Annotated in this window: 18 protein-coding genes; 7 read left to right on the top strand and 11 right to left on the bottom strand. The window is 70.3% G+C overall.

The genetic code is table 11. The features are described from left to right. The first annotated feature begins 10 nt into the window (after positions 1-10). Positions 11-379: a DUF6481 family protein gene (locus FV242_RS23510; RefSeq protein ID WP_147898657.1), complete on the top strand. Its 369-nt coding sequence runs from the start codon at positions 11-13 to the stop codon at positions 377-379. Between the two features lie 133 nt (positions 380-512). Further along, positions 513-713, top strand: a complete 201-nt coding sequence (locus FV242_RS23505; RefSeq protein WP_147907526.1) for a hypothetical protein — start codon at positions 513-515, stop codon at positions 711-713. Between the two features lie 12 nt (positions 714-725). Here FV242_RS23505 and FV242_RS23500 read toward each other — a convergent pair whose 3' ends face one another. Together FV242_RS23500 and FV242_RS23495 are read right to left on the bottom strand one after the other, a co-directional pair. Then, positions 726-1,214 carry a GNAT family N-acetyltransferase gene (locus FV242_RS23500; RefSeq protein ID WP_147940620.1) on the bottom strand — a complete coding sequence of 163 codons (489 nt, stop codon included), beginning with the start codon at positions 1,212-1,214 and terminating at the stop codon, positions 726-728. Further along, a complete protein-coding gene (locus FV242_RS23495) occupies positions 1,211-1,978 on the bottom strand; it encodes an NAD kinase (protein ID WP_147907524.1) in 768 nt (255 codons plus the stop codon). Before FV242_RS23495 ends, FV242_RS23500 begins: the two co-directional genes overlap by 4 nt. 146 nt (positions 1,979-2,124) lie before the next feature. On the opposite strand from FV242_RS23495, the gene cutA reads away from it, so the two are divergent. From cutA to FV242_RS23470, 5 genes are all read left to right on the top strand, one after another. Beyond that, positions 2,125-2,457 carry a divalent-cation tolerance protein CutA gene (gene cutA, locus FV242_RS23490; RefSeq protein ID WP_147940619.1) on the top strand — a complete coding sequence of 111 codons (333 nt, stop codon included), beginning with the start codon at positions 2,125-2,127 and terminating at the stop codon, positions 2,455-2,457. Positions 2,458-2,632: 175 nt separating this feature from the next. Beyond that, positions 2,633-3,124: a lipocalin-like domain-containing protein gene (locus FV242_RS23485; protein WP_147940618.1), complete on the top strand. Its 492-nt coding sequence runs from the start codon at positions 2,633-2,635 to the stop codon at positions 3,122-3,124. Between the two features lie 32 nt (positions 3,125-3,156). Then, entirely contained in the window at positions 3,157-3,591 is a 435-nt protein-coding gene (locus FV242_RS23480; protein ID WP_147940617.1) for a DUF4440 domain-containing protein, read from the top strand. Between the two features lie 115 nt (positions 3,592-3,706). Beyond that, entirely contained in the window at positions 3,707-3,928 is a 222-nt protein-coding gene (locus FV242_RS34745) for a hypothetical protein (RefSeq protein WP_187278530.1), read from the top strand. A 217-nt stretch (positions 3,929-4,145) separates the two neighbouring features. Further along, positions 4,146-4,754: a hypothetical protein gene (locus FV242_RS23470; RefSeq protein ID WP_147940616.1), complete on the top strand. Its 609-nt coding sequence runs from the start codon at positions 4,146-4,148 to the stop codon at positions 4,752-4,754. Positions 4,755-4,823: 69 nt separating this feature from the next. On the opposite strand, the gene FV242_RS23465 is transcribed toward FV242_RS23470, so the two are convergent. The 9 genes from FV242_RS23465 to FV242_RS23425 form a co-directional block, all read right to left on the bottom strand. Beyond that, complete coding sequence (locus FV242_RS23465; protein ID WP_147940615.1) at positions 4,824-5,960, bottom strand: glycosyltransferase; 1,137 nt, start codon at positions 5,958-5,960, stop codon at positions 4,824-4,826. After that, positions 5,957-6,712, bottom strand: coding sequence for a lysophospholipid acyltransferase family protein (locus FV242_RS23460; RefSeq protein ID WP_147940614.1), 756 nt, complete (start codon positions 6,710-6,712; stop codon positions 5,957-5,959). Before FV242_RS23460 ends, FV242_RS23465 begins: the two co-directional genes overlap by 4 nt. A 242-nt stretch (positions 6,713-6,954) precedes the next feature. Next, positions 6,955-8,484, bottom strand: a complete 1,530-nt coding sequence (locus tag FV242_RS23455) for an NAD(P)/FAD-dependent oxidoreductase (protein ID WP_147940613.1) — start codon at positions 8,482-8,484, stop codon at positions 6,955-6,957. Positions 8,485-8,587: 103 nt separating this feature from the next. Beyond that, positions 8,588-9,430 (bottom strand): type 1 glutamine amidotransferase, encoded by an 843-nt coding sequence (locus tag FV242_RS23450; protein ID WP_147940612.1) that lies wholly within the window; start codon positions 9,428-9,430, stop codon positions 8,588-8,590. A gap of 106 nt (positions 9,431-9,536) precedes the next feature. Continuing rightward, positions 9,537-10,745: an ABC transporter permease gene (locus FV242_RS23445; protein ID WP_147940611.1), complete on the bottom strand. Its 1,209-nt coding sequence runs from the start codon at positions 10,743-10,745 to the stop codon at positions 9,537-9,539. Further along, complete coding sequence (locus tag FV242_RS23440) at positions 10,742-11,722, bottom strand: ABC transporter ATP-binding protein (RefSeq protein WP_147907514.1); 981 nt, start codon at positions 11,720-11,722, stop codon at positions 10,742-10,744. The genes FV242_RS23445 and FV242_RS23440 overlap by 4 nt, the downstream gene beginning before the upstream one ends. Before the next feature lie 4 nt (positions 11,723-11,726). Further along, positions 11,727-12,098: a DUF2141 domain-containing protein gene (locus FV242_RS23435; RefSeq protein ID WP_147907555.1), complete on the bottom strand. Its 372-nt coding sequence runs from the start codon at positions 12,096-12,098 to the stop codon at positions 11,727-11,729. 71 nt (positions 12,099-12,169) lie between these two features. Beyond that, positions 12,170-13,759 carry a phytoene desaturase family protein gene (gene crtI, locus FV242_RS23430; protein WP_147940610.1) on the bottom strand — a complete coding sequence of 530 codons (1,590 nt, stop codon included), beginning with the start codon at positions 13,757-13,759 and terminating at the stop codon, positions 12,170-12,172. Positions 13,760-13,874: 115 nt separating this feature from the next. Beyond that, the coding region (locus tag FV242_RS23425; protein ID WP_147940609.1) for an RNA methyltransferase at positions 13,875-14,368 on the bottom strand (494 nt) is incomplete at its 5' end.

Genomic DNA, 14,368 nt, shown 5'->3' with positions numbered 1-14,368 from the left:
AGGAGTGTCTGTGAGCTTTCCGAACAAGCAAGGCGTCGTCGATCGACTGGAGGCCGCTGCCAAGGCGCGGTCCGAGATGCTGGCCCGGTTCCGGGCTCGCCCGACTGCCGATGATCCGGCCGTCCTCGCCCGCCAGTCCGCGCGCCGCGCCGTGGTTGATGCCCGCGAGGCCCGCGCGTCCGAGCGCGCCGCCCAGCGCGAGGCAGACCTCGCGCGTGCCGCCGCCCAGGCCGAGGCCGAGCGTCAGGCCGAGGCCGAGCGCAAGGCTGCCGAGCAGCTCGCCGCCCAGGAGCGTGCCAAGGCCCTCCAGGCCGAGCAGAAGCTCCAGCGCGATGCACGCTACCTTGCACGCAAGGCCAAGGCGGCCAAGAAGCGGTAAGGTCTCAACGCCGAAGCGGCTGCCGATCCGGCACGCGGGCGCGTGAGCATCAAGACATTGGGGACCGGTCCGATCGCGATGCGGTCGGCCGCCCTCGAGCGCCCCGTTCGAGACCCCGCCTCAGGAGCTTGGCATGACCCACAAATTCAAGATCGGCCAGCGCGTCTGCCGGGTGCAGCTCGGGCTACCGGGCGACAAGGGCGGCGGCGAGGTGTTCGAGATCCTTCGTCTCATGCCCGAGGATCAGACCGGCGAGCGTTCCTACCGGATCCGTACGGAAGCCGGCGAGCGTGCGATTCGCGAGAGCGAGCTGGTGGCTGTCTCGCGTCTCTGATCGGCTCGTCGTTCAAAGCTTGCGATACATCACCAGTGCGTCGACCAAGCCGAGACCCGGATGCCGGAATGCGTCCGGAAGTCGGCCGACAATGTCGAACCCGAGGCTCTGCCACAGTGCAACGGCCCGCAGGTTCGTCAAAATCACGAAGTTGAATTGCATCGCCGCGAAACCGCGCTCGCGCGCCCGATCGAGGGCGTGCAGGCCCATCGCCCTGCCGATGCCGAGACCGGCTGCAGCCGGGTCGGTCATGAAGCCGCAATTGGCGACATGGGCCCCGCCGCCCGCCTGATTGGCGCGCAGGTAATAGGTGCCGCGCACCGCCCCGTCCCGTTCGGCGACGAAAGTTTCGCGATCCGCGCCGGTCCAATAGGCGACGGCCTCGACCTCGCTGAGCCGAGGATCGAGCGCGTAGGTCTCACCCTCTCGTATGGTCGGTACGATGATCCGGGCGATCGCCCCGTGGTCCGAGGCGCGCGCCGGTCTGATCTCCGGGCTCAACCGAACTGCTCGCGCAGGATGCGCTCGTCGAGGCTGTGCCCGGGATCGTGCAGCAGCACGAGCTCTGTGGCGCGGTCCAGCGAGGTCTCTACCGTACAGACCCGCCGGAACTCGGTGTGGTCGGCGACTGCGGCCACCGGGCGGTGTGGGGCGTCGAGAACGTCGATCCGGATCTTCGCGTAATCCGGCAGCAGGGCGCCGCGCCAGCGCCGGGGGCGGAACGCCGAGATCGGGGTCAGCGCCAGGAGCTTGGCGTCGAGCGGCAGGATCGGGCCGCCGACCGAGAGATTGTAGGCGGTCGAGCCGGCCGCCGTTGCGACCAGCACGCCGTCGGCGATCAGCAGGTCCAGCCGCACATGCCCGTCCACGGCGATCTTCAGCTTGGCCGTCTGGTGCGTCTGGCGCAGCAGATAGACCTCGTTGATCGCCCGGGCCCGGTGGCTGCGGCCCTCCGTGTCGGTCACGTCCATCACCAGCGGGTGGATCACGCTGCGCTGGGCGGCTTCCAGGTGCTCCAGGAGATCGTCATCCCGGAACTCGTTCATCAGGAAGCCGACCGTCCCGCGGTTCATCCCGTAGATCGGTTTCGGCCGATCCATGAAACGGTGCAGCACCTGCAGCATGAGCCCGTCGCCGCCGAGCGCGACCACGACATCCGCTTCCTCGGGAGAGACGTGATCGTAGCGCCGCATCAGGGCGGCGGCGGCCTCGCGGGCATACCCGGTGGGGCTCGCGACGAAAGCGATCTTCTTGGATGTCGGCATGGCGTCAGGCGATGCCGGGCAGGCGCGTCGAGGTCGCGTCGGGGGTCACGTCACGGCTCCAGTCTGATGAGCGAACCGCCCGGTTGACGTCGGTGCCCCGCATGCGTCTGACTCCTCGGGCACATGCGCGATCCTGGAGGCATAGCATGGAGCGTCCGCTCCTCGTCTACACCACCTTTCCCGACGCCGCCTCCGCGCTGAATATCGGCGAGGCCCTGGTCCGCGAGCGCCTCATCGCCTGCATCAACGTCCTGCCCGGGATGTTGTCGGTCTACAGCTGGAAGGGCGCGGTGGAACGGGGTGAAGAGGTCGCGGCGATCCTCAAGAGCCGTGAGGGCCTGGCCGATGTCCTGTCGGCCGCCCTGAAGGCGCGTCATCCCTACGAGACGCCGATCATCCTGCATTGGCCGATCGCGGGCGCCGATGCCGACACCGCCGCCTGGATCCTGTCCGAGACCGGAGCCGAAGGCACAGAGTAAGCTGGGCCGCCGCACCCGCACCAGGTCTCACGGCGAAATATCCAGACATTCGCTGAATGCTGGTGCTCGGTGTCTGCAATATTTGTGCAATAAGAATTGACCTCCTAATCGTTCAATGCTGCATTCGAAGGGAGGCGTGCCGCGTATGGGCCTCCACGACTTGCGGTGATTCGCGATGAGGGGATTGTTTGTAATCCTAGCGATCGGCGTCGGCCTGCCGGACGCGCATGCCCTGGAGGCCGACGAGGTGGTCGGAACCTGGCGGCTCGTCACCGCCACGCGCAAGATCGTCGAGACCGGAGAAGTCGTGGACGCCTATGGCGGCCCGAAGCCGAATGGCTGGATCACCTACGGCCGCGATGGACGGATGATGGTGGTCTGCGCCTTCGAAGGGCGCAACAGGCCCGCCGCCAACGAGGCGATGTCCGATGCGGATCGGGTCCACCTGCACAGGACGTTCTTCGCCTATGCGGGGACGTACCGTTTCGAGGCCGACCGCGTCACCCATAGCATTGATACGTCGTGGAACGAGGCCTGGACGGGGACCTCGCAGGTTCGGCAGGTCGAGCAACGGGGGCGGCAACTCGTCTACACAACCACGCCGTTCAAGTTCAACGTCGACGGGAGGCTGAGCATCATCACGCTGGTTTGGGAAAAAGTTCCCTGATTTCCTGTTCGCAGCAGTCTTGGGAGGACATCATGCCCCGCAATTACGTTCTGCCGGTCCTGGTTTTCGCTGCCGCCGCGATCCTGCCCGGCTTGTGCCTGGCGGAAGCGTTGGAGGCCGATGCCCAGAGCGCGGCGACCAAGTGGGACGAAGCCTACAACCGCGACGACATGGAGACGCTGGGCAAGCTCTACGCGCCCGACGCCCTCGTGGTCACGAAGGGCGCGACCCAGACCCGCGACGGCATCCAGAAATTCTTCTCCGGCCTGAAGGCGAAGGGCTGGGACGACCACAAGACGACGGTGAAGAACGCGGTCGCGAAGGACAACCTGCTCATCGTTTCGGGACGCTGGGAGATGACCGGTCCGGTGGAAGGCGGCTCCAAGAAGAAGTTCGAGGGTAACTGGGTGAACGTCCTCGAACGGCAAAAGGATGGTTGGCGGACGGTGCTGCACACCTGGAACTGAGCGGCGCCTCAACCACCCTGGTCGGCCAAACCGAGGCGCGGCACCACGGCGTTCCGGTCTCGACACGCCAGCCAGCCAGCCGGAGCGCGATCGGCCGGTCCGGCGCCTCGTTGCGGTGATTGGCGATGATCGCGCCGGCCTCCAGGTTCAGGTTCGCGCCCAGGATACTGTCGCCGACGACGTTGAACTGTGCGGCGGCCGCCCCGGCGAACAGGAAGGCGGATTTCAGCTCCGCGCCTGGGCCGACGATGCTCTCCGCTTCCAGCCAGCAGCCCGCGCGCAGATCGGCGTCGGCCGCCACGAGGCAGCCCGGCCCGACGATGCCATGCGCCGATGACAGGGTTGCGGCTCAGGATCTGAATTCGACGTTCCACGAAAAAATCAAGATGTATCACGAATCACTTGAGGATAAGCTTCATATTCAAGCTGATATTTTGAGATTGAATTGGACGGTCTGCATATAGTACCGGCCCTTTGATTTGGTCTCTCCGATGGCCGCGACTATAGGGCGCGTGGCGTCGTCTTCGGCGCCGCGAACTCGGGACGTCGAGACCATGAAGGCATTCAAGACCGCCGGCCGCATCGCGATGGTGCTGCTGGCTTCCGGTGCGGGTGGGACGGCCGTGCTGGCGGCTAGCGGCAAGCCGAGCGAGCCGCTGATGACCATCGAGGCGGCCCCGTCGGGCCCGGCCGGGCTGACGGCGGCCAATCCGCCGGCGCTCCGCTACGGCACCCTCTACGCCGACGCCAAGGGCCAGAGCCACGTCCAGTATTGCGACCTCAAGAACTTCATCTTCAAGAGCTACGCGCCGCCCGCCGCGCCTCAGTATGTCGGCTTCCCGCCGGGCGAGGTTGCGTCGGTCAAGTACGCGATCCTGCCGGTCGGCTACGTCGGCACCTGGCACACCGCCCCCGGCCCGCAATGGGTGATCACCCTGTCAGGGCGCTGGTCGGTGGAGGCGACGGACGGGTCCGTGCTGGAGCAGGGGCCCGGTGAAGTGGAGTTCAACGCCGATACCGGATCCACCCCCCAGGGACCGGAGGGTCATGTCGGGCACCTGACCCGGCAGGTCGGCGACGTGCCGAACGTCCAGCTGATCGTGTCGCTGAAGCCTCGGAAGGGGAAGCGCTCGGTCGAGCCGTGCCAGCCGACCGCGCGGTGATCGTCGGGCTGACCTGACCGCCGATGGATGCGATCCGGCGGACACGCGCCGCCGGATCGTCAAAGCCATTCAGGCGCCGCTGACCGGGTAGGTGCGGCCCTTCCAGGTGGCGGCGCCGGCCCGGCCGCCCCGCAGCAGCACGTTCCACTGGATCGCCAGCGCTACCAGCACGGCCGCCGGGTGCACCGGGATCGTCGCCAGCGGTGCCCGCACCGCCAGGGTGATCGCCGCCCGGGTTCCGAGCGACAGCGCACAGGCCGCGGCGGCCGCCGTCAGGGCCAGCGGCGGGATCAGCTCGAGCAGCCCGGCCAGCACCAAGAGCGGCGGCAGGATCTGGCCGCAGCCCAGGAGCAGGGTCCAGACCGGCAGGGCCCGGGGCGTGGCCATGCCCTCATGCGCGTTCTTCGAGAACCCGGCCCAGGCCTCCCCGAAGCCCCGATACATCCGACAGGTCGCGAGACCGGCGCCGGCCACGAGGTCGGTGCGGTAGCCGGCCGCGCGCAGGAGCCGGGGCAGGCGCACGCCGTCATGCAGGAAACCGCGGATCGCGCCGTGGCCGCCGATCGCCGCATAGGCCGCGCGCTCGAACAGGATGAGCTGCCCGCAGGCCGCGCCCAGGGCGGGATCCGGGCGGCGGCGCATCAACGGCACCGGCAGGAAGCCGATGAGCAGGAAGTCGATCATCGGAACGGTGAGCATCTCGCCCAGCGTCTCTGTGCGCTGCCGGGGAACGCCGCTGACCAGTGCCGCGCCGGCACGTCGTGCCTGGGCGACGAGCGACGCGGCGGCCTCGGGCTCCAGGCGGACATCCGCGTCGATGAACAGGAGGTGGCGGCCGTCGGCGAGCCCGGCGATATGGGCGCAGGCGTGGTTCTTGCCGGTCCAGCCCTCGGGCAGCGGCGGCACCGGGACGACGCGCAGGCGCGCATCGCCGAGGCCGCGCACGATCTCGGCGGTCCCGTCCGTGGAATGGTCGTCGCCGACGATCACCTCGACGGGCACGGCAATGCTGGCGAGGGCGGCCCGCACAGTCCCGGCGATGTTGCCGGCCTCGTTGCGTGCCGGGATCAGGATCGAGACCAGGTCGCGGTCGGCCACCGGGGCGGGCCGGCGCAGGGCGAACAGGTTCACCGCCGTCAGGACCGCCGGTAGGGCAGCCGTGAACAGGCAGACGACGGCCAGCGCCGTGAGGATCGGGTCGATCATCGCCCGGGCTCCCCGTCGCGGGCCCGGTGGGCCGGATCGAAGCGGCGCCCGGCGAGCCGCGCGGCGAGGCGCCGCCAGAGATCGTAGACGCCGCCGACGCCCTTGCGGCCCGCGACCAGGGCCCGGAAGCGTTCCGGCTCGCGGCTGATCACGTCGCTGCTGAGCCGGTCGAGGGTCGCGGTCAGGTCGGCTTCCAGGCGGGCGAGCCGGTCCGTCCGCGACAGGGCCGCCAACTCCGCGCCCGAGATCCCCGGCCCGAAGGCCGCGAAGGCCTCTGCCCCGCGCTCATCCCAGAAGGCGTATTCGAGGGCGAGCGGCACGAACAGCGCGTTAGGGGCCATCTCGGCCAGCCGGGCCACCCCCGGGCGCAGGCCCAGGGGCCGGACGCGGGTATCGACGAAGCGCCCTTGCGCGGTGATCCAGAGGGCCGTGCCGGATCGCGTCAGGATCGCCCGCGCGGCGGCCAGGAACTGTGCGGCGCCCCGGGGACTGTCGAGGTTGACCCCGAAGGCCCCGATCCGCTCGAACACCCGGTAGCGCGCCAGCATGGCGACGTCGAACGGCGCCCGATTCTCGCGACCCGGGTAGAGCCGGCCGGACAAGACGATGATCACCGCCGCATCCCACCACGCAGGGTGGTTGGAATAGATCACCAGCGGGCCAGGATGGTCCTGGTCCGGCGGCAGGCTCCAGTGCGGCAGGCGTAGCGCGTCGAAGTGTCGGTGCAGGTAGCGCTCGAACCACGCCTCCATGAAGCGGCGGATCGGGGGCGAGACCGGGCGCAGGGGCGCGGGCGGCGTACGGCGCCGCTGTTTCCCTCCCCCCTCTGCGGGGGAGGGTGGCCCGCGAAGCGGGTCGGGAGAGGGGAGCGATGCTTCTGGAAAAGTCGCGACAATCGCCTCATCCCGTACCGTCGCGCTGCCCCTCTCCCGGCCCACGCTGACGCGAGGGCCACCCTCCCCCGCAGAGGGGGGAGGGGAGGGTAGAGTGGACCTCACGCCGAGGCGCGCAGCGTTCCGCGCGCGTCCTGATCGTGCGCGTCGGCGGCGATCCAGCCCGACATCATCACCATCGGCATGCCCGGCCCCGGATGGGCGGCGCCGCCCGCGAGATAGAGGCCGCGCACCTGTCGGGAGCGGTTGCCAGGCTTGAACGCCCCCATTACCCGGCCGTGCGAGGCCAGGCCGTAGATCGCGCCGTTAAGCACCCGGTAGCGCTCGTGGATGTCCTGCGGGGTCAGGTGGCGCTCGACCACGATGCGCTCCTCCAGGTCGGGCATTCCGGCGGTGCGCTTGAGCTTGTCCAGGATGGTCCGCCGGTAGTTCTGGAACAGGGGGCCGTCCGGACGCCAATCGTGGTGCGGGCGCAGGTAGGGCGTGTGCACCAGGACGTAGAGGGCCTCGCCGCCTTCCGGCGCGACGCTCGGGTCGGTGGAGGAGGGGGCTGCGAGGTAGGCGGTCGGGTCCGGGGCCGGCTCGCCCTTGTTGTAGATGTAGTCGAACTCCTCCTCGGGGTCGCGGGAGAAGACGAAGTCGTGGTGGTTCAGGTGCTCGTAGCGCTTGTTCAGGCCGAGATAGAGCACCACGCCCGAGCAGGCCGGCTCGGGGTTCTTCTTCTCGTAGGCCTTGCCGGCGGCGCCACCCACCAGCTCGCGGTAGGTGCGGACCGAATCCATGTTCGAGATCACGGCGTCGAAGGGCGTGACACCCTCCTGGGTGCGAATGCCGCGGACAGCACCGTTGGCGGTCTCGATCCCGGTGACCTCAGTGTCGGTCTTGCAGGTGGCCCCGAGCTCCTGCGCGAGCTTGGCCAGGCCCTCGGCCACCGCGCGGGTGCCGCCCATCGGGTACCAGACCCCGTCCGCCGTCTGCATGTGGGCGATGGCGCAGAGCACCGCGGGGGCGCCGTAGGGCGAGGAGCCGACGTATTGCACGAAGTGGTCGAGCATCTGCGCGAGGCGCGCATCCTTGACCTTGCCGCGGATCGTCGAGGCCACCGAGGCGTGCATGCGCAGGGACAGCACGTCGCGCAGGGTGCCGGGGTTCATGTTGGCCCGGATGTTGATCGTGTCGAACAGGTCCTCGACCGGCTTCCAGAAGAAGAACTTCTCCGAGACGCCGTGCAGGTGCTCCGAAATGGAGAGAAACTTCTTGTAGCCGTCGCCGCTGCCCGGGGCGAAGCGATCCATGTCGCCGGCCATCCGCTCGATATCCTGCATCAGGTCGATGCGGGAGCCGTCGTCGAAGAAGCAGCGCCATTGCGGGTCGAGGCGGCGCAGGTCCATGTAATCGTGGACCGAGCGGCCGGCCTCGGTGAAGATCCGTTCCAGCACCCGCGGCACCGTCAGGATGGTCGGGCCCATGTCGAAGCGGAAGCCGCCTTCGTGCAGCACCGCCGCCTTGCCACCGAGCCAGCCGTTCTTGTCGTAGACCGTGACGCGGTGGCCGCGCGCCGCAGCCACGCACGCGGCCGCGAGTCCGCCGAGCCCGCTGCCGATCACGGCGACCGTCGAATCCTGACTCATCCTGATAGGTTGCTCCCCGGGCCCGTCAGAGCGCTGCCCGCATTGCGAAGCTAGACGCGAGACCTCGTGGGTCAACGCGCCACCCGGTCGCGGTACTGGCCGGTCAGGCCTTGTTTGTGGACAGCTGGGCCAGGAAGTTACCGATCTCGCGACGGCGCAGGGGTGCGTCGAGCACCTCCGGGCCGACGCCGTGGCGCCAGGCGAGGCGCCGCGCGGCCTCGAAATCCTCGCCCTGAAGGCCCGCGATTTCGTCGGCATAGGCCGCCACCGCGCCCGGATCCGCGGCGAAGCCGGCCTCGACGATCGCGGTATCGCAGAGGCGCAGCATCGTGGCGACCTCCTCGAGGTCGAGTTCGGGGTGGTACTGCGTGCCCCAGAACCAGCCGGCCCCGTGCCGGATCTCGATGGCCTGGACGCCCAGCACCCGGTTGCCGGCCAGAACCCGCGCACCCGGGGGCGGCTCCAGCACCGCGTCCGAGTGGATCGCGGGCGCGTCCCAGACCGCCGGACGGCCGGCCAGCAGCGGGTGGGTCCGGCCTTCCTGGGTCGGGGTGATCGCCCGGGCGAAGCCGTATTCCGGCCCACGCGGATTCTCGGCCGCGTGCCCGCCGGCCACGGTCGCGGCGACCTGCACGCCCCAGCAGGATCCGAACACCGCGAGCCCCGCCTCCAGGGCAGCCCGCATCAGATCGAGCTGGCGAGTCACCGCCGGCGTGCCCTCAGAGACCTTGAGGGTCGAGCCGGTGAAGATCAGCCCGTCGAACGCCGCCAAATCCTGCGGCAGGTCCGCGTCGGCATCGGCCGGGTTGAGAAATCGACACGCCGTCTCGGGGGCGAAGTCGTGAACCACCACGGCGTAGGACTCGGCCGAGGTCCGGCCCGTCGCCGCGACATGCCGCTCGCGGGCGGCCCGATCGTTGCCGTCGGCGATGAGCAGGCGGAGCATGGCGTTCTCACTTTGTACGAGTGCGGACCCTGCCCGAACGGCCACGCCTTGTCCGGGGACGGCTGGTCGCAGGCGCCGCGCGGATCGTCGCGGCGCGGTGGTCCGATCAGACCGTCCGCCGTGCCACCAGGCCGAGCGCCAGGCCCAGCCCGCATAGGGTCAGCGCCAGCAGCACCGCGAAGGCCGGCACGGCGGAGCCGAAGCCCTCGCCCAGCGCGTTCTGATAGGCCTCGATCGCCCAGGCGTTCGGGGTCAGCCAGCCGGCCTGTTGCAGCCACGGCGGCATCAGGAAGCGCGGCACCATCGAGCCGCCGACGGCGGAGAGCAGCAGTACCCCAAAGGTCGAGGCGAGGTGGGCCTGCTGGCGGGACGCGGCCAGCGCGCAGGCGGCGAGCGCCAGGCCCGCGGCCATGGCCGAGACCAGCAGGCAGGCGGTGAGGAAGGCCGTCCAGTGTGGGCCGATCTCGACGCCGTAGAGCAGCCCGGCGGCCAGGAAGATCAGTCCGGCCTGGACCATGCCCTGCAGCGTCAGAAATCCGAACTTGCCGAGCACCACCACCGGCAGGCCACCGGGTCCGGCCATCAGGCGCTCCGCGATACCGGTTTCCCGCTCCTCGACCAGGGAGAGCGCCCCCTGCATGGCGGCAAACAGCAGGAACACCGCGGTGATCGCGCCGGCGTAATAGCTGACCCGGGCATTGGCGGTGCCAGCGGCGGTGCTCCGGCGCTCGACCAGCGAGGCGAAGCTGAACGGCTCCTTCCTGGCGCGCTGCTCGGCGAAAGCCTCGTCGAGGAAGCGTCGCTCGTCCGGGCCGATCTTTCCGGTGCGCTCCACGTCGGCGACGATGCGCGAGAGCACGACGTCGGGCAGCGCCTCGTTCAGCACGCGCTGCAGCTGGCCCAGCGCGATGGGGGTGGCGAGCGCCTTTGCGGGGTTCTCGACCAGCACCACGGGCTGGTCCGCGGGGCCGGGCGGGGCATCCGCCGGGGCGGCGATCAGGTCGCCGCGGAGCACCAGGGCCACGTCGACCGCGCCGGAACGCACCGCCCGGGTCACCTCCGCCAGATCGGTTGCGGGCAGGCGGGTGACCCGCAGGGACGGGTCGGCCACCAGGGCGTCCGCGAGGCGCTGCGTGGCTGCCGTCCGGGCGATGTCGGCGAGCCCGAGATGGATGCGGATCCGGTCACCGGTCGCCCCGGAGAAGATCGCCGCGAAGATCGAGAAGATCACGGTGGGCAGCACGAAGGCCATCACCAGCGCGGCGCGGTCGCGCAGGAGGCTCAACGCCATCACCCGGAACGCGGCGCCGATCATCCGGCGGCCCCCGCCCGGCGCGGCTCGGAGGCAGCGCGGTCCGCGACGTCCCGGGGCCGGATCGCATCGAGATACAGCGCCTCCAGCCGCGGGGCGCGGACCCGCACCTCGGCCACAGGAACCCCCTGCGCCCGTAGCGCCCCGAGCAGGGCGGCGCCGTCGAGGCCGGAGCGCTCGACCGAGCGCCAGACAAGGCCGTCCGGCTCGGCGGGCACGAACCCGCCGCGGCGCAGCACGGTCTCCGCGACCGCATCCGCCGGCAGGGCGAGGCTCAGCTCCCGTTCCGGCGCGCCGACCCGCAGCTGCGCCAGCAGGTCGGCGAGACGCCCGGCGCGCACGATCCGCCCCTGCGCCAGGAACGCGACCCGGGAGGCGAGGCGCTCGGCCTCGGCGAAATCGTGGGTGGCGATCAGGATCGCGGTGCCGGCGGCCTTCAGCCGGTCCAGAACCGCGTGGATCGCCGCCCGGGCGGCGAGGTCGACGCCGCTCGTCGGCTCATCGAGCAGCACGAGGCTGGGCCGGTTCATCAGGCTCGCCGCGATGTTGACCCGGCGCCGGTAGCCGCCGGACAGCACCCCGACCGGGCGATGCGCGACGTCGGCGATGTCCGCCATCTCAAGGGCCGCCGCGACGGCCCCGCGCCGGTCGCGGCGGGGCACGCCCGCGAGCTGGCCGAAGACGCCGAGGTTCTCGGCGACCGTGAGGCGCGGGTAGAGGGCGATCTCCTGGGGAACCCAGCCGATGCTCCGGCGGGCGCTGCCCGCCCGGAACGGATCCGCGCCGGCCACCCGTACGGTCCCGGCGCTGGGCGCGAGGCGGCCCGCCACGAGACGCATCAGAGAGGACTTGCCGGCGCCGTTCGGCCCCAGCAGCGCCAGGGTCTCGGCCGCGTCGAGGTCGAGATCGACCTGTTCCAGCACCCGCCGCCCGCGCAGGTCGAGGCCGACTCCCGTGATCCTTACGAGGTTGCCGTCCACCCCGTCACCGCCGCGGCAGGGCGCGGGCGAGCCGGACCCTTATGGCGGCGCCGGGCTCCTGGAGTGCGAAAGCCGCATCGGAGAAGTCCGGCCGCCCCCGGCGCGCGACGGCGCCGGAGAAGCCGTAGGGCTCGAGCGGGAGGCCGAGCCCGGTCCGGTCGAGCCGGCCGTCGCCGTTGCCGTCCTGGAAAGCCGCCACCGCGTAGGTGCCCGGAGCCAAGTCCCGGAAGGCGAACAGCGCCCGGCCCCCGGCGACCGACGCTTCGTCGCCCCGGGTACAGAACGGTTCGGACAAGCCACCTTGGCACAGGGCCACCCGGACCGGGCCGCCGCCGGGCTCGATGCCGTCGACCTCCACCTGCAGGGTCGCGGCCATCGCAGCCGAGCCGGACAGCAGAGCGAGGGCGCAGAGACCCGCCGTCAGCGTCACCCGGCCCGGCGCGCCGATCACGAGGCCTCGCCGGAGGTCGCCAGCGGCGCCGTGTCGGGGATGCCGGCCTGGGCGGCAGCGCGGGCCCCGGCCAACTCCTCGATCAGCAGACGCGCGGTGATGCGGGCGCCCTCGTAGATCACCGGCAGGCCGGAGCCTGGGTGGGTGCCGCCGCCGACGATGTAGAGCCCCGGCCCGAAGCGGTTGTGCGGCCGGAAATACAGCATCTGCATCAGGTCGTGGGCGAGGTTGAAGGTGGCTCCCTCGTGGACTGCGAAATCCTCTTCCCACTGGGTCGGGTCGATCACCCGCTCGTAGCGGATGCGGGATTCGATGTCTTCGAGACCCAGCCGCTTCAGGCGCTCCAGGATCAGGGCACGGTAGCTCTCCCGGGTCGCCGCCCAGTCGATCCCGGCCTTGAGGTTCGGCACCGGCACCAGGACGTAGAGGGCGGTGTGCCCCGCCGGCGCCATGCCGCCGTCGGTGTAGCCGGCATGCTGGACGTAGAGGGAGGGCTGCATCGGCAGCGTCCCCTCGGTGATCTCCCGGATGTTGCGCTCATAGCCGTCGGCCAGGAGGATCGTGTGGTGCCCCAGACTGTCCGGCACTTTCCCCTCGATGCCGAGATACAGCATGAAGGTTGAGCAGGAGAGCCGGGCCTTGTGGATCTTGGCGTCCCGCCAGCGCGGGCGGTGCCGCTCCGGGACGAGGGCACGCACCACCTTGGCGAAGTCGCCGTTGATCAACACCGCGTCGGCGTTGAAGGTCTCGCCGTCCACCACCACGCCGCTGGCGCGCTTGCCGTCGAACACCACGCGCTCGACGTTGGCATTGAGCCGGAGGTCCACGCCCATGCGTCCGGCAAGGCCGGCCATCGCCTCGGAGACCGCACCGCAGCCGCCGACCGGGTGGTAGACCCCGTGCTCGTATTCGAGGAACGACAGGATCGTGAACAGGCTCGGGCAGCGGAACGGCGACATGCCGAGGTATTTGGTCTGGAACGAGAAGGCGAGGCGCACCCGCGGATCTGCGAAATAACGCTTCAGGTCGCGATCGACGCTGCGGCCGGGATGCAGGTGCGGCAGGGCGGCCAGCATCGCCGGGCTCACCATGCTGCGCAGGGTATGGAAGGCCTGCTGGAGGATCGGCTTGAAATATTCGAGCTTCGTCCGATTCTCGCTGAAGAAGGTTTTGACGTTCTTCGCATCGTCGGGCGCCAGGCGGGCGATCTCCGTCTCCATCCGGGCGATGTCGCCGGTGGCGCGGATCGTACCCGTGATCCCGTCCTCACCCTCGAACACGAGATGATACTGCGGATCGAGTCGCTCGAGCTTGACGTGGTCCTCGAGCCGCTCGCCGCAACTCGTGAAGATGTCCGCGAGAATCTGAGGATAGAGGAAGAAGGTCGGCCCGATATCGAACTTGTAGCCGCCCGGTGCGGTTACGGTCTTCGTGCGGCCGCCGACCTGCGCGTCCTTCTCGAACAACGTCACGTGGATCCCGGCACGTGCCAGGAGCAGGGCCGAGGCCAAGCCGCCGGGACCGGCGCCGACCACGGCCACGCGGCGTCCGGTCAGCGCTCGCAAACCATCCCCAGACTGAAGCAACGCCGACGACTCCCCTCGCAAACCCCGAACCTTATCGGCCAAGCTAGCCTCGCAACGCCCCACGGCAATTGCAGCCCTTTGTCGCGCGTTCGGAGCCGGACGCAAAGGGACGGCGCTAACCGGTTGTGACGAGCCGTCCTTGGCCGCGGGCGATCGCCTGGAGGGCGAGGCCCGCCGCGGTGGCGACGTTGAGCGAATCGAAGCCCGGGGCCATCGGGATCCGCACCGGGCGGGCCCGTCCGAGCGTGGCTACGTCGAGGCCCGGTCCCTCGGTCCCGAGGATCAGCAGAACGCGCGTGGGTGCGGGGATGGCGTCGAGCGATTCGGTCGCCCCCGGGCTGAGCGCCAGGGCTTCGAGGTCGAGGGCCTGGGCGAGCGCCAGCCAGTCCTGCCCGGGGGCGAGCCGCGCGAAGGGCTGGATCAGCGCAGCGCCGGCCGAGACCCGGATGCTCTTGCGGTAGAGCGGATCGCAACTGGGGGCATCGAGCAGCACCGCGTCGGCCCCGAAGGCAGCGGCATTCCGGAAGGCGGCGCCGACATTGTCGTGGTTGGTGAGGCCCGCGAGCCCGAGCACCAGCGCCGGGGCGGGGGCCGGCGGCACGAGGTCGG

This window comes from Methylobacterium sp. WL64 (assembly GCF_008039945.1).
In the GTDB taxonomy this organism is placed as follows: Bacteria; Pseudomonadota; Alphaproteobacteria; order Rhizobiales; family Beijerinckiaceae; genus Methylobacterium.
The sequence above is the reverse complement of the archived record's forward strand: the minus strand, read 5'-3'. Positions and strand labels throughout refer to the sequence as shown.

What these genes read in the sequence shown, in the direction of transcription:
- FV242_RS23435 (WP_147907555.1), bottom strand. Translation starts at nt 12,098, where the DNA reads ATGGCCGCGACCCTGCAGGTGGAGGTCGACGGCATCGAGCCCGGCGGC.
- FV242_RS23505 (WP_147907526.1), top strand. Translation starts at nt 513, where the DNA reads ATGACCCACAAATTCAAGATCGGCCAGCGCGTCTGCCGGGTGCAGCTC.
- cutA (WP_147940619.1), top strand. Translation starts at nt 2,125, where the DNA reads ATGGAGCGTCCGCTCCTCGTCTACACCACCTTTCCCGACGCCGCCTCC.
- FV242_RS23485 (WP_147940618.1), top strand. Translation starts at nt 2,633, where the DNA reads ATGAGGGGATTGTTTGTAATCCTAGCGATCGGCGTCGGCCTGCCGGAC.
- FV242_RS23455 (WP_147940613.1), bottom strand. Translation starts at nt 8,484, where the DNA reads ATGAGTCAGGATTCGACGGTCGCCGTGATCGGCAGCGGGCTCGGCGGA.
- FV242_RS23480 (WP_147940617.1), top strand. Translation starts at nt 3,157, where the DNA reads ATGCCCCGCAATTACGTTCTGCCGGTCCTGGTTTTCGCTGCCGCCGCG.
- FV242_RS23495 (WP_147907524.1), bottom strand. Translation starts at nt 1,978, where the DNA reads ATGCCGACATCCAAGAAGATCGCTTTCGTCGCGAGCCCCACCGGGTAT.
- FV242_RS23445 (WP_147940611.1), bottom strand. Translation starts at nt 10,745, where the DNA reads ATGATCGGCGCCGCGTTCCGGGTGATGGCGTTGAGCCTCCTGCGCGAC.
- FV242_RS23450 (WP_147940612.1), bottom strand. Translation starts at nt 9,430, where the DNA reads ATGCTCCGCCTGCTCATCGCCGACGGCAACGATCGGGCCGCCCGCGAG.
- FV242_RS23465 (WP_147940615.1), bottom strand. Translation starts at nt 5,960, where the DNA reads ATGATCGACCCGATCCTCACGGCGCTGGCCGTCGTCTGCCTGTTCACG.
- FV242_RS23460 (WP_147940614.1), bottom strand. Translation starts at nt 6,712, where the DNA reads ATGGAGGCGTGGTTCGAGCGCTACCTGCACCGACACTTCGACGCGCTA.
- FV242_RS23470 (WP_147940616.1), top strand. Translation starts at nt 4,146, where the DNA reads ATGAAGGCATTCAAGACCGCCGGCCGCATCGCGATGGTGCTGCTGGCT.